This is a genomic window from Bacillus sp. T17B1 (assembly GCF_026796395.1).
Taxonomy (GTDB): domain Bacteria; phylum Bacillota; class Bacilli; order Bacillales; family Bacillaceae; genus Bacillus; species Bacillus spizizenii_A.
Genome location: NZ_JALAYA010000061.1, coordinates 1 through 13,188 on the forward strand (window position 1 = coordinate 1; position 13,188 = coordinate 13,188).

Sequence of the window (13,188 nt, forward strand, 5' to 3'; positions counted from 1 at the left end):
TTGATTTTTTCTTCGTTTTTAAATTTAGCCAAAAGAAAAAGCACCTCCAAATTTTAGACTGTGTCTAAAATTTGGGGTGCACTTCAGAAGCGGGGCGCTTTTTTCAAGTGATAATATTGCCGTCTGCTGTATCGCTGCTATGTCTGTTGATGGTTCCTTTGAAGATGCGATTGCCGATGATTTTAGAATTGGTTGAGGTGTTTGTTTGAATAGCTGTCGCCGTGCCTGCGGAGAGGTTATTGATGGTGTTTCCAGAGATGATAGAGCCTGCAGAACCGTTGATATAAATGACAATCGGATTTCCGGCTGTCCTGTTGACTGAAATGGTGTTATCAAAAATTTCATGCACACCGGCGTTGATATAGATCGTAACCAAAAGTGGAGATCTCTCGAAGTGGTTGCTGATAATTGAGGTTTTTGCACTTGTGGAACAGTAAATTGGGTAATTTTTAAACTCTTTACATGTGTTGTTTTTGATAATAGCGCTAGCATTATTCGTAACAGAAAGAGCATATGATTCCGGGGCTGCTTCAAACGCGTCAGGATTCAGTATATTTCCTTCAATCACCGCGTTTCCTTGAGCGATCCAGATTCCCCGGCTGAATTTTCTCAGCACATTATCTTTAATGATCATATCGCCTCCGGAAATGTTCACGCCGTCGATGACTTGAATGAGGCAGTTATTCAGAAATGCGGTATCTTCTGACAGCACTGCGCGAAGGCCGGTACTGCGCATTGTGTTAGACAATCCGTTTTGAATCTGGTTGCCGTCTACCTTTACGTCGGAAGACTGGTAAACCATTACCCCTGTGTTTTCAAAGTTGCTGATTTTATTGTTGGTGACAAGAACGCTCTTTCCCCTGACATCAATCCCGGTTGAAAACCCGGTAATGAGATTCCCTGCGATGACCGCATCACTGCTCTCTTTTCCTTGTGACACACCGAGTCCGGTAATCCCAACTCGAGGCACAGCAGCCGCGCCTTCCGCCCGTCTCAGGATATTTCCCTTGATCACTGTTTGCGTTCCATATCCGTAGCTGATCGTATTGTCTGAATGGTTTCCTTCTATTGAAATGCCGTACCCGTTAAAATTGGTCACGGAACTTGAAACGTTGCCGATAAAGTGATTGTTGCGAATAGATACATTGATCGGTTCTTCATAATCCACATCACCTTCGCCATATCCTTCTATGTCAATTCCGAATCTCGGCGCTGTCCCATTTCCCGTTCCGGCGTCTGCAATCACGCACTCCTCCACCGTGACCATGTCACATCCGGTTATGGAAATGTTATTTCTCCTCGACCGCCGTACCTCACAGCGGCGAATGGTAATATGCTCTGACGTTCGATAATCATTATTTGTCTTTAATCCCCTCGGGCTGACAATGATCCCGTCGCCGGTAAAATCAGAAATTTTGACATCATCAATGACAACATTCGAGCATCCTTCAATGCATATGCCAAAGCCCCATTCATGGGTTGACCTTATCCCCGCAGACACATACGTATGCTCGTCACGCTCGCCGATAATTTGTCCCCCGGAAATGGTTATATTCTCTTGCTTGCCTACATAAAATGCGGAATAACCCCACGAACTGTTTGGGATCACCTTGATGATACACTCGGGGTCCATCACAATCTCAAGATTGCCGGGAACTATGATCCCAGCATTTCGAAACTTCTGATTGGGATCTCCCCCAAACGTTCCGTCTATTAAATATGTTCCCTTTGGAAACCAGACAGTATGATATCCTTTCGAAACAGCCGTACTGAGGCATTGATTAATCAGTACTGTTGAATCCGTTTTACCATCTCCTAAGATACCGAAATCCGCCGCATTTAATATGAATTCAGCCAATTGTGAGCCTCCTTCTCTATGATTACTATCATAATACTCACAAAGGCCCGATCCGCTTGTACATTTTTCTATAATTTTATTAAAAAAATATAAAGGAATAGTCTTGTAAGAAAACCTTACAAAAAAGGACTTAATAATCAGGACAAAAACACTATTTTTATACATTTATAACTTTTTCCATTATGGAACTATTTGAAATGAGTATAAATTATATTGACACAAGTATTATATAAGAATATGATTTTTATAATACACTTTTTTAAGAAAGGGTTTGGCTGACATGGCTTCGATTGATAACGAAAGTATCATTAAAAGCGTCCCGCAAAAAGGGTTCTTTGGTCACCCGAGGGGACTATTTACACTATTTTTCACCGAATTTTGGGAGCGTTTCTCTTACTATGGAATGAGAGCAATCTTACTTTACTATTTGTATACAGAGACGGTAAACGGAGGGCTTGGCTTTGACAAGGGCACAGCAGTTGCCATTATGTCGATCTACGGATCTCTCGTATACATGTCCAGTATTATTGGCGGATGGCTCGCAGACCGGATATTTGGTACCGCAAACACCGTGTTTTACGGCGGCATATTCATTATGTTCGGTCACATTGCACTCGCCTATCCGGGCAGCGCGACAGCATTCTATATCAGCATGGCGCTGATTATTATCGGAACTGGCCTATTAAAACCAAACGTCTCAAGCGTAGTTGGGGATCTTTATACGAAAGAAGATCCGCGCCGTGACTCAGGTTTCAGTATTTTCTATATGGGAATTAACCTCGGTGGTTTACTCGCGCCGTTAATTGTCGGAACACTCGGACAGAAGTACAACTATCATCTCGGCTTCGGAGCTGCCGCAGTCGGAATGCTTCTCGGACTAATCGTATTTGCTTTAACAAGAAAGAAAAACCTCGGGATTGCAGGTTCGAATGTGCCGAATCCGCTGTCTAAAAAATCAGCGATCGGCACTAGTATCGGAGTGATCGTGGTAGCGGTTGCTGCGATTATCGCTGTACAAACAGGCGTGCTGACGATCAATCGGTTCATCAATCTAGTAAGTATTCTCGGTATTTTGATTCCTATCGTTTATTTCATTATCATGTTTACAAGCAAAAAAGCGGACAAAACAGAAAAATCTCGTCTTGCCGCTTACGTTCCTTTGTTTATCGCTGCTGTCATGTTCTGGGCGATTCAGGAACAGGGAGCAACCATTCTTGCGTTATACGCTGATGAACGCACAAAGCTTTCGTTGGGCGGATTAGAACTTCAGTCCTCTTGGTTCCAATCATTAAACCCATTGTTTGTCGTCATTTTCGCACCAATTTTCGCATGGCTCTGGATGAAGCTTGGCAAACGCCAGCCGTCTACACCAGTTAAATTCTCAATCGGAATTATTTTAGCCGGCTTGTCATTTGTCATTATGGTATTCCCGGCTATGCAAGGAAAAGAGGCACTCGTAAGCCCGCTTTGGCTTGTTCTCAGTTTCTTGCTTGTTGTGCTAGGAGAGTTATGCTTGTCACCAGTCGGATTATCCGTCACAACAAAACTTGCGCCATCTGCATTCTCTGCACAAACAATGAGTCTGTGGATGCTGACGAATGCATCAGCCCAAGCGATTAATGCCCAAGTAGCCGGGTTATTTGATAAAATCCCTGAAACAACTTACTTCGGCACCATCGGCTTGATTTCTATCATCCTCGGTGGCATTCTGCTGCTGCTCTCGCCAATTATTAAGCGTGCGATGAAAGGGATACTGTAATAAAAAAACAGCCCGCGGGGCTGTTTTTTTATTTATCTATCCATTTGCTGAAGCTTCGATCAAAGACTTGCGGTTCTTCCAGCATTGGCTGATGGCCGCTCTTCTCAAAAATAACCTTCTCCACATGCGGATATAAACCGTCAACAGCATCCCACAGTGTAACAGGCGCAACTAGATAATCATATCTTCCTAAGCCGATGTAGACCGGCACTTGAACATCAGCTAACCTCTGAATAAGGTTAAGCTGGGCAAATGTATGGCCCCATAATTCATCGATAATCGGCATATTCGTGAAAACACTGTCCCATAAAGCAGCAGCATGGGGCCGCTCTTGATAAAAGCTTTTCGCTTCAGCTCGAATACACATGTGCACAAAGCGTCTCTCAGGATCTTTTTTGATGTCCAGCGGCAAATTCGCAATATCTTTTTCAAAACGTTTTTTTCTCTCAAGACTGGCTGTCTCCATGAAAAACGATTCACTTTTTCGCTGTCTTGCTTCACTATTATCAGGTGCAGTGTTGAAAAGCGCAACCTTCCGGACATGTTTAGGATATGTCCTGGCATATTCTAAAGCCATAAATGCATGTCCGGAATGGCCCAAGATGACGACATCCTCCAGCTGTAGAGACATTCTAACCCTTTCTATATCCTCCAAAACGGCATCAAGCCTCGAGTCCTCTGCCCGCGGTGCCCGCTTTGGCTTGGCAAATCCTCTGTGATCAGCAAATATCCATTGATATTTCTGTTTGATGTCTGAGGAAAAAAGACGCGGGTAGTAAACCGCACTTCCGATCACAAGGATGGTTGCGCCCTCCCCCTCGATTCGATAGGATAAATCAAAACCGTCTGAGTGACAGATTCCCGTCCGTTCCATTTCACACGCCCCCTTTTTTTTCATTATATAAAATAAAAGCCTGACGCATGGCGTCAGGCTTTCGATATTACCGTTTTAACTCCTCAAGCGTCTTTTCCCATCTGTTCAGCACCTCTTCAGGACTGTGAAGCTGGATACGGACACCAGAAGTCAAATCAGCATATTTCGCCACGTCCTCCCTCACCGAAACAATACGGCAGGCAAAACGTTCTCTGTCATATTCGGCTTCTTTTAGAGGCGGCAAAGGCTCGCATTGCAGCTTCACATAATGAGCGGCTCCCTTCCACCATGCCGTGAACTGCGCTTTTCCTGTGCAAAGGATGTTGGCTGCAGTCGCTGTGTTTTTCCACAGAGCGATTCGGACATCTGTTCGGCTTATTGCAATGATTTCTCCCGCGCTGATCATAGCGGCGTGCGGCCAGCCATCCTCCGATACCGTTTGCAAAACGAAAGCCTCCTGCTGCTTCTCCTTCAGGCGATTCCCGTCAAGCAGCTCAAAAAGGCGGTCTGACATACAGCTCACGCTGATCAAGCCTTTCGTTCCGGCACAGCCGGAACTTCAATTGCTGTTTCTGTTTCCTTCGGATCAATTTTAAATGCCGGATTGTATTTCGCCGGATTTGTAATGCTTTCCGGCTCACAGGATCTCCATGTAAAAAAACATGTTTGACACTGATAAACTTCCCAAGCGCCTTCCACAGGCGATTTGCTCATAAGTTCTCCCTTTTTTGAATTGCATCGAGGACATGTATGCATTTCGATCATCCTTTCCTTATTTATTCATGAAGTCCATTAATTTTTGTTCCCATTCTTTCGTTGTTAATGGTGAATCAAGCGGCTGTGAATAATGGCCTCTTGTTTCCGGCGCAACCGGTGTAGTGGCGTCAAGAATCATTTTGTGAGTGATTCCTGATGGATTAGATCCCGGGTCAAGCGGCAGGACAGATAAGTCTGGAATGATGACCGCATCGTGCTTCGGATGCATTTTTGTCGAAAGCGCCCACATGACCTGCGGCAGATTGAATGGATCGACATCCTCATCAACGACAATGACCATTTTGCAATAGCCGAGCCCGTGCGGTGTCGTGAGCGCGCGCATACCAACTGCTTTCGCAAATCCGCCATAGCGTGTTTTTGTGGAAACAATCGCAATTAAACCGTGAGTGTACATGGCGTTCACAGCCACAATTTCATTCGGATACGCTTCTTTTAACTGCTGATAAAGCGGCACACAAGTGTTAATGCCAATCATGTAATCGCATTCTGTCCAAGGCATGCCTAAGTATAAATGTTCAAAAATCGGATTGTTTCTATGATATACGCGTTTAATTTTGATAATCGGCATGCTGCGTCCGCCTGAATAATGGCCTGTGAACTCACCGAACGGCCCTTCATATTCACGCTCTCCGGCAATGATTTCACCTTCAAGCACTACTTCAGCGCCCCATGGAACATCAAGATCAGACAGCTTAGATTTCACGATGCGATATGGTTCGCCTTGAATGGCGCCTGCCATTTCGTATTCTGACTGATCATAAAGAAGCGGAGTCGATGCCGCGGTTGTTATGACTGGCTCACAGCCGAGCGCAATGGTAACCGGCAGATTGATGCCGCGTTCTTCAGCTTGACGCAGATGGATCGCAATATCATGCTGCGGCACAGGCTGAATGCCAAGGCGGTCTTTTCCTTTCACCTGCATTCTGTAAATGCCGACATTCTGTTTGCCGAAATTGCCAGGATCTTCAAGATCGCGTGAAATGACACATGCTTTGTCTAAATAGTAACCGCCGTCTCCTTGATTAATTCTGAAAAGGGGCAGTATATCGAACAAATTAATATCTTCTGTGATTTCATTTTCATGAAACGGCGCTGATTCCTCACGTTTGACCGGCATTGGAAACTGGTCATAACGTTTCGCGAATTCAAAAAACTGTTCTTTCACTGGCGTGTCTTTTGGCATGCCCAGCATCATCGCATGGTTCGGCCAAGAGCCGATCACATTCATCGCAATTTGTGCGTTGTGATAGCCGTAAATATTGTTAAATAAGAGCGCGGGGCTTTTATCTCCAAGATTGCTGGCAGCGCGTGCTGCGGCCCCTAAATCCGGCTCGGGCTTTACCTCTTCATTCACTGTTAGCAGCTGTCCTTCTTTTTCAAGGGCAGCGAGAAATTCTCTGAAATCTTGATAAGCCATGATCAAGCTCCTCCTTTTTGTTTTTCAATCCCATTCCAGCGTTTCGCTTCAGGGAGGCGAATGCCGAATTGGTCCAACGTTCTGAATACAATATGGTCGACCATTTCCTCTAAACTGCTCGGCTGATTATAAAATGCCGGCATCGGAGGAAGAATGATGGTACCCATTTTCGTAAGCGCTAGCATATTTTCGAGATGAATCTGGTTCAAAGGTGTCTCTCTCGTTAAAAGGACGAGTTTCTTTCTCTCCTTAAGCATGACATCCGCCGCGCGCGTCAGCAGATTATCCGCCATCCCTGTGCGAATGCTTGCGAGAGATTTCATGCTGCATGGCGCAACAATCATTCCATCCGTATCAAACGACCCGCTTGAAATGGCTGCCGCCTGGTCCTTATGCGAATAATTGTATGTGGCCAGTTGTTCTACTTCTTTTAAGGTATAGCCTGTTTCGTGTTTGATCGTGACGTTAGCCCAAGGAGACACAACAAGATGGGTTTCTACTTCGGCGACCTTCAGCCACTCAAGCAGCCTGACCCCGAAAATAGCCCCTGTTGCCCCTGTCATTCCGACAACGAGTTTCACTTTGCCCCCTCCTTTACGCTTGAATTCTGTTTTCATTTCCATCATACTCCTGATATATCCATATTAAAAATATCTGTTAAATCTATATTTAATACCTAAAAGGTATAGTAAGGAGGCGCTTTTTTTTGGACATTCGCCAGCTTCGATATTTCATTACCATTGCCCAAGAACAAAAAATCACATCCGCCGCCAAAAAGCTTCATATGGCGCAGCCACCTTTAAGCAGGCAGCTGAAACAACTGGAGGACGAGCTAGGTGTTGTTCTATTTGACCGGAATAAGAAAAAACAAATGACGCTTACATATGAAGGAACTGTTTTTCTGAAAAGGGCCAAAGAGATTCTGCACAGGTTTGAAGATGCAGTCATTGAGGTACAAGAGCTGAAGGAAGAGGTAGCCGGCACGCTGGCCGTGGGTTCAACGATTTATTGCGCGGCTCTGATGCTTGAAAAAGTAACACAGATCAAAGAGAGATACCCGCACCTCACCTTTAACATTTGGGAGAATGAGCCTGCGACACTGTTTGAGCTCCTTGAAAGCCGTCAAATTGATGCTGCGGTCACCACGACGCTGATCAAAAGCGATACAGTTCAATTCAAACAGCTTGATGATATTCCATGTGTGCTCGTGCTTTCAGAAGAAGCCGGGTATCCGTGCGGTGACACTATTAAAATGGAGGACATTCCTTCCTTTCCGCTGATTTTGCTGCGGCCTGTCAACGGGAAGGGCGTCTATAATCAGGTCATGAATGAATTTCATCGTTTGAATCTGGAACCGCGCATTGTTTGCGAATGCCACGATTCCGCAACTTTGCTCAGTCTCGTCTCATCCGGATTCGGCGCATCCATTCTGCCCGTCACGATGATTCCTGTTCATATGAGAAACCATGTTCACACCGTCCATATCGAAAACAATCCTTTCATTATGACACCGGCAGTCATCTGGAGAACAGACAGTTATTTGCCAAAACCGGTACAGCAATTTTTGGATTTGTTTTAAAAGATTTTGCCTTATGAAAACCAATTACTTGACTCATACTAAAAAAAAGTTATCCTTTAGATTTGTAAGCTATTTCTTTATTTCAATAAAATCAACCAGAAAAGTGGGGAATAAGATGAAAAAAGCATTATTGGCTTTATTCATGGTCGTAAGCATTGCCGTTCTCGCAGCTTGCGGAGCAGGAAATAACAATCAGTCAAAAGATAATGCCAAAGACGGCGATCTTTGGGCTTCTATTAAGAAAAAAGGTGTGCTGACAGTCGGTACGGAAGGAACATATGAACCGTTCACTTACCACGACAAGGACACTGACAAGTTGACTGGCTATGATGTGGAAGTCATTACAGAAGTCGCAAAACGTCTGGGACTGAAAGCCGACTTTAAAGAAACGCAATGGGACAGCATGTTTGCCGGCCTGAATTCCAAACGATTTGACGTCATTGCCAACCAAGTCGGAAAAACAGATCGTGAAGAAAAATATGATTTCTCAGATAAATACACAACATCGAGAGCCGTTGTCGTGACGAAAAAAGACAACAACGATATTAAGTCAGAAGCAGATGTAAAAGGGAAAACGTCAGCTCAATCACTGACAAGCAACTATAATAAATTAGCTACAGATGCGGGCGCGAAAGTTGAAGGTGTTGAAGGCTTGGCACAATCCCTACAATTGATCCAGCAGGGCCGCGTCGATATGACATACAACGATAAGCTTGCCGTATTGAACTATTTAAAAACATCAGGCAACAAAAACGTGAAAATCGCGTTTGAAACAGGTGATCCTCAAGAAACGTACTTCACGTTCCGCAAAGGAAGCGACGAAGTTGTTGATCAAGTCAACAAAGCTTTAAAAGAAATGAAAGAGGACGGGACTCTTTCTAAAATTTCTAAAAAATGGTTCGGCGAAGATGTTTCTAAATAATCTGCCGGCATTGACGCTTGGCACGGCGATCCCGTGGGATCTGGTGCAGCAGTCATTCTGGCCGATACTTTCAGGGGGAATCTACTATTCGATTCCCCTTACCATTCTTTCCTTTATATTCGGAATGATACTGGCGCTGATTACGGCGCTTGCCAGAATGTCGAAAGTGAGACCTTTGAGATGGGTGTTCAGCATATACGTATCCGCGATACGGGGCACTCCTCTTCTCGTTCAATTGTTCATCATTTTCTATTTGTTCCCGGCCTTTAACATCACATTAGATCCATTTCCAAGCGCAGTTATCGCCTTTTCATTAAACGTCGGTGCTTATGCATCTGAAATCATCCGGGCATCTATTTTATCCGTGCCGAAAGGGCAATGGGAAGCCGGTTACACAATTGGCATGACACATCAGAAAACGCTGTTCCGCGTCATTTTGCCGCAGGCGTTTCGTGTGTCGATCCCGCCATTATCCAATACCTTTATCAGCCTGATCAAAGATACATCCCTCGCTTCTCAGATTTTGGTCGCTGAGCTGTTCAGAAAAGCTCAGGAAATCGGCGCGCGGAATCTTGATCAGATTTTAGTGATCTATATTGAAGCAGCCTTTATTTATTGGATAATCTGCTTCCTGCTTTCACTCGTCCAGCATGTCATCGAACGGCGTCTTGACCGCTACGTGGCCAAATAAGGAGGTTCCGAGTATGCTTACCGTTAAAGGATTAAACAAATCATTCGGTGAAAATGAAATTTTAAAAAAGATAGATATAAAGATTAAAAAAGGAAAAGTCATCGCCATACTTGGGCCTTCAGGTTCAGGGAAAACGACGCTGCTCCGCTGCCTGAATGCGCTGGAGATCCCAAATCGCGGGGAGCTTTCATTTGATGATTTCTCCATCGATTTCTCCAAAAAAGTGAAACAGGCAGATATCCTAAAGCTGCGCCGGAAATCCGGAATGGTATTTCAGGCGTATCACCTGTTCCCGCACCGCACAGCCCTTGAAAACATCATGGAGGGCCCTGTTCAGGTGCAAAAACGGAACAAAGAGGAAGTCAGAAAAGAAGCGATTCAGCTTCTTGAAAAAGTCGGATTGAAGGAAAAAATGGACTTATATCCGTTCCAGCTCTCCGGCGGCCAGCAGCAGCGCGTCGGCATCGCCCGCGCATTGGCCATTCAGCCTGAGCTCATGCTGTTTGACGAACCGACCTCAGCGCTTGACCCCGAGCTTGTCGGAGAGGTGCTGAAGGTTATCAAGGATTTGGCCAACGAAGGCTGGACCATGGTCGTCGTGACCCACGAAATCAAATTCGCCCAGGATGTGGCGGACGAAGTCGTCTTCATCGATGGCGGTGTAATCGTGGAACAGGGACCGCCGGAGCAAATCTTCTCCGCACCAAAAGAAGAACGGACGCAGCGGTTCTTAAACCGGATTTTGAACCCGCTGTAAAAAGAAAAACAGGGCTGCCTCAGCCCTGTTTTTTATGGTTGAGCCCCTTTCGCCTATTCCGCCCTTTTGTCAGATGTGCTACAATGACACTCGACTGCATTTTACGAAAGAAGGGACCTCACGTGAAGCAAGAACTTGTTCTGCGCTGGACATTTTATTTTGCCGGTTTGATCATTTTGGCTTTTGGTGTATCCCTGACGATAGAAGGGAAAGCACTCGGCATTAGTCCGTGGGATGCATTTCATTACAGCCTGTTTCAGCATTTCGGGCTTACCGTCGGCCAGTGGTCCATCATTATTGGAGCGCTCATCGTCGGATTAACGTCATTGTTTACGAGGACTTGGCCAAAAATTGGGGCGATCTTGAACATGGTGCTCATTGGTGTTTTTATAGATTTTTTCAATTTTCTTCTGCCTGCCCCCTCCACCTACACAGGCTCCGTCATCGTCTTCTCTCTCGGCGTGCTGCTGATCGGCTACGGCGTCGGTGTTTATGTATCAGCGGGCCTTGGCGCGGGGCCGCGTGATTCACTGATGATGCTGATTACAGAAAAAACCGGCTGGAATGTGCAATGGGTGCGGAACGGCATGGAAATAACAATTTTGTTTGCGGCATGGGGCATGGGCGGTCCGATCGGTTTAGGTACAATTTTGACCGCCATCCTCACCGGTATCATTTTGCGCTTTTCATTGCCGCAGTCCATCCAGCTGCTGAATTATGCTGTGGCAAGGCGGACAGCCGCTGTGAAAGCAACTCCGCCTATACACTAAAACAAAGCCGTTTCGGCTTTGTTTTTTTATTTTCTCCTCTATATGAGTCTTGTTGAAGTATGATAGGATGGTTTTGACAATCTTTTGCAGACGGAGGATCTAGAATGAAAATTTACGGAATTTATATGGACCGGCCGCTTTCCCAGGAAGAGACTGACCGGTTCATGTCTTTCATCTCACCTGAAAAACGGGAGAAATGCCGGAGATTTTATCATAAAGAAGATGCTCACCGCACCCTGCTGGGAGATGTGCTCGTTCGCTCAGTCATCAGCGGGCAGCATCAGCTGGACAAAGCTGACATCCGCTTCAGCGCACAGGAATACGGGAAGCCCTTCATCCCTGATCTTCCTGACGCCCATTTTAACATTTCTCACTCCGGCCGCTGGATCGTTTGTGCGTTTGATTCACAGCCGATCGGCATCGATATTGAAAAAATGAAACCAATCAGCCTTGATATCGCCAAACGTTTCTTTTCAAAAACAGAGTACAGTGACCTTTTAGCAAAAAACAAGGACGAGCAGACAGACTATTTTTATCATCTATGGTCAATGAAAGAAAGCTATATCAAACAGGAAGGCAAAGGCTTATCGCTTCCTCTAGATTCCTTTTCAGTGCGCCTGCACCAGGACGGAAAAGTGTCCATTGAGCTTACAGACAGCCATACACCATGCTATATCAAAACCTATGAGGTGGATCCCGGCTACAAAATGGCCGTATGCGCCGCACACCCTGATTTCCCCGAGGATATCACAATGATCTCGTACGAAGCGCTTTTATAAGTGGCTCATCAGCAGCTTGATGCCATGGTCAATATCTTCCGTTTTCACATTAGAAATATTGATTTTTAATAGATTTTCTTTCGGATAATCTGATAAGTAATGACGGTCTATCGCCTCAAGGAGAACCCCTTGTTTTTTCAACCTTTGAATCACCCTTGAGGCTGGCAGATCTCGAGGAAGCACTAGATGAGTGTGCATGCAGGGTGCCTGCCCGCTGGAGAACGTAAAGCGGCCGCTCCCCAGCTGCCTATATGTTTGAATGGCTTGATGAAGCCTCAGTGACCGTTCCTTATAGGATGCGCGGATTTTCTCCTTATGCCTGCCATACATGCCGCTTTTCAGATAAATTTCTAACGCAGCTTGAGAAATCATCGAGCAGTCGATGTCGTTCAGCTTTTTGTACGTGTGAAACGTGTCAGCCAGCACATCCGGCAAAACAGCGGCCCCTACGCGAAGGCCGGGGAACATCATAGAAATTACTTTTAAGGATGTAAGAGAAATCTTTTTTTTCAAGTCGTAAAAATCTCACTCTTTTACTTTCTGTTGTTTTGCGCCATTTTGCTGCAGTTCATTTCATTAACGGGTGGCCCCGTATTGTTTATGGCAGCGAAGCGCTTAACTTGTTTATGAATAGTATTCATTATCGTGATGTCTGTTCTGTTTACACTGCTGCTCCTCCTTCTTCTATATGTAAAGTTCTCTAGAGCATACAAGAAGAACGAACGGATTAAATCCAAAAGAACGTATACCCTAAATGAAGAAGGAATCCGTATATGTTCTAAAAAGTATGACCTCATTTTTCATTGGAATGAAGTAACAGCTGTTTTCGAATATAAGAATATCTTCCGGATTAATACATCCAGCAGCCAATATATTGCGGTACCAAAACATTTTTTTCATTCTAAAGAGGAAATGAACAGATTCAGGGGCATTATCCTTCATCATACCGAATCAAAAAAAGTAAAATTCAAAAAGGATCAGCGCTGTGGTCTTACCCCTGTCAAG

The 13,188-nt window shown here is 45.1% G+C and carries 13 protein-coding genes and 2 pseudogenes; 8 read left to right on the plus strand and 7 right to left on the minus strand.

Features of this window, described 5'->3' with window-relative positions; all coding sequences use genetic code 11:
• Positions 1-103 precede the first annotated feature (103 nt).
• Positions 104-1,858, minus strand: coding sequence for a right-handed parallel beta-helix repeat-containing protein (locus tag MOF34_RS20535; protein ID WP_268401548.1), 1,755 nt, complete (start codon positions 1,856-1,858; stop codon positions 104-106).
• A gap of 280 nt (positions 1,859-2,138) precedes the next feature.
• Between MOF34_RS20535 and MOF34_RS20540 the strand changes: the two genes are divergently transcribed.
• Positions 2,139-3,617: a peptide MFS transporter gene (locus MOF34_RS20540; RefSeq protein ID WP_268401550.1), complete on the plus strand. Its 1,479-nt coding sequence runs from the start codon at positions 2,139-2,141 to the stop codon at positions 3,615-3,617.
• Positions 3,618-3,645: 28 nt separating this feature from the next.
• Here MOF34_RS20540 and MOF34_RS20545 read toward each other — a convergent pair whose 3' ends face one another.
• The 5 genes from MOF34_RS20545 to MOF34_RS20565 all read right to left on the minus strand — a co-directional run bounded on the left by MOF34_RS20545 (position 3,646) and on the right by MOF34_RS20565 (position 7,302).
• Positions 3,646-4,491, minus strand: a complete 846-nt coding sequence (locus MOF34_RS20545) for an alpha/beta fold hydrolase (protein WP_268401551.1) — start codon at positions 4,489-4,491, stop codon at positions 3,646-3,648.
• A gap of 67 nt (positions 4,492-4,558) precedes the next feature.
• Positions 4,559-5,023 carry a pyridoxamine 5'-phosphate oxidase family protein gene (locus tag MOF34_RS20550; protein WP_268401552.1) on the minus strand — a complete coding sequence of 155 codons (465 nt, stop codon included), beginning with the start codon at positions 5,021-5,023 and terminating at the stop codon, positions 4,559-4,561.
• Positions 5,020-5,247, minus strand: coding sequence for a phenolic acid decarboxylase subunit BsdD (bsdD, locus tag MOF34_RS20555; protein ID WP_029316981.1), 228 nt, complete (start codon positions 5,245-5,247; stop codon positions 5,020-5,022). The genes MOF34_RS20550 and bsdD overlap by 4 nt, the downstream gene beginning before the upstream one ends.
• A 16-nt stretch (positions 5,248-5,263) precedes the next feature.
• On the minus strand, positions 5,264-6,685 hold the full coding sequence (bsdC, locus tag MOF34_RS20560) for a phenolic acid decarboxylase BsdC (RefSeq protein ID WP_268401553.1): 1,422 nt from the start codon (positions 6,683-6,685) through the stop codon (positions 5,264-5,266).
• A 2-nt stretch (positions 6,686-6,687) separates the two neighbouring features.
• Positions 6,688-7,302 carry a non-oxidative hydroxyarylic acid decarboxylases subunit B gene (locus MOF34_RS20565; RefSeq protein WP_268401554.1) on the minus strand — a complete coding sequence of 205 codons (615 nt, stop codon included), beginning with the start codon at positions 7,300-7,302 and terminating at the stop codon, positions 6,688-6,690.
• Between the two features lie 89 nt (positions 7,303-7,391).
• Here MOF34_RS20565 and bsdA point away from each other — a divergent pair, with 89 nt between their 5' ends.
• From bsdA to MOF34_RS20595, 6 genes are all read left to right on the plus strand, one after another.
• Positions 7,392-8,264 carry a transcriptional regulator BsdA gene (gene bsdA / locus MOF34_RS20570; protein ID WP_268401555.1) on the plus strand — a complete coding sequence of 291 codons (873 nt, stop codon included), beginning with the start codon at positions 7,392-7,394 and terminating at the stop codon, positions 8,262-8,264.
• A gap of 115 nt (positions 8,265-8,379) precedes the next feature.
• Positions 8,380-9,186, plus strand: coding sequence for a cystine ABC transporter substrate-binding lipoprotein TcyA (gene tcyA, locus MOF34_RS20575; RefSeq protein ID WP_268401556.1), 807 nt, complete (start codon positions 8,380-8,382; stop codon positions 9,184-9,186).
• Entirely contained in the window at positions 9,173-9,877 is a 705-nt protein-coding gene (tcyB, locus tag MOF34_RS20580; RefSeq protein WP_019713294.1) for a cystine ABC transporter permease TcyB, read from the plus strand. Before tcyA ends, tcyB begins: the two co-directional genes overlap by 14 nt.
• 13 nt (positions 9,878-9,890) lie before the next feature.
• Positions 9,891-10,634, plus strand: coding sequence for a cystine ABC transporter ATP-binding protein TcyC (tcyC, locus tag MOF34_RS20585; RefSeq protein WP_268401557.1), 744 nt, complete (start codon positions 9,891-9,893; stop codon positions 10,632-10,634).
• A gap of 122 nt (positions 10,635-10,756) precedes the next feature.
• Positions 10,757-11,404, plus strand: a complete 648-nt coding sequence (locus MOF34_RS20590) for a YczE/YyaS/YitT family protein (protein WP_019713292.1) — start codon at positions 10,757-10,759, stop codon at positions 11,402-11,404.
• Between the two features lie 104 nt (positions 11,405-11,508).
• Positions 11,509-12,183: a 4'-phosphopantetheinyl transferase family protein gene (locus MOF34_RS20595; protein WP_268401559.1), complete on the plus strand. Its 675-nt coding sequence runs from the start codon at positions 11,509-11,511 to the stop codon at positions 12,181-12,183.
• Here MOF34_RS20595 and MOF34_RS20600 read toward each other — a convergent pair.
• A pseudogene (locus MOF34_RS20600) lies at positions 12,178-12,669 on the minus strand (aminotransferase class I/II-fold pyridoxal phosphate-dependent enzyme); the annotation flags it as partial. The gene MOF34_RS20595 and the pseudogene MOF34_RS20600 overlap by 6 nt on opposite strands.
• On the opposite strand from MOF34_RS20600, the pseudogene MOF34_RS20605 reads away from it, so the two are divergent.
• Positions 12,650-13,188 (plus strand): annotated as a pseudogene (locus MOF34_RS20605) (YcxB family protein); the annotation flags it as partial. The pseudogenes MOF34_RS20600 and MOF34_RS20605 overlap by 20 nt on opposite strands.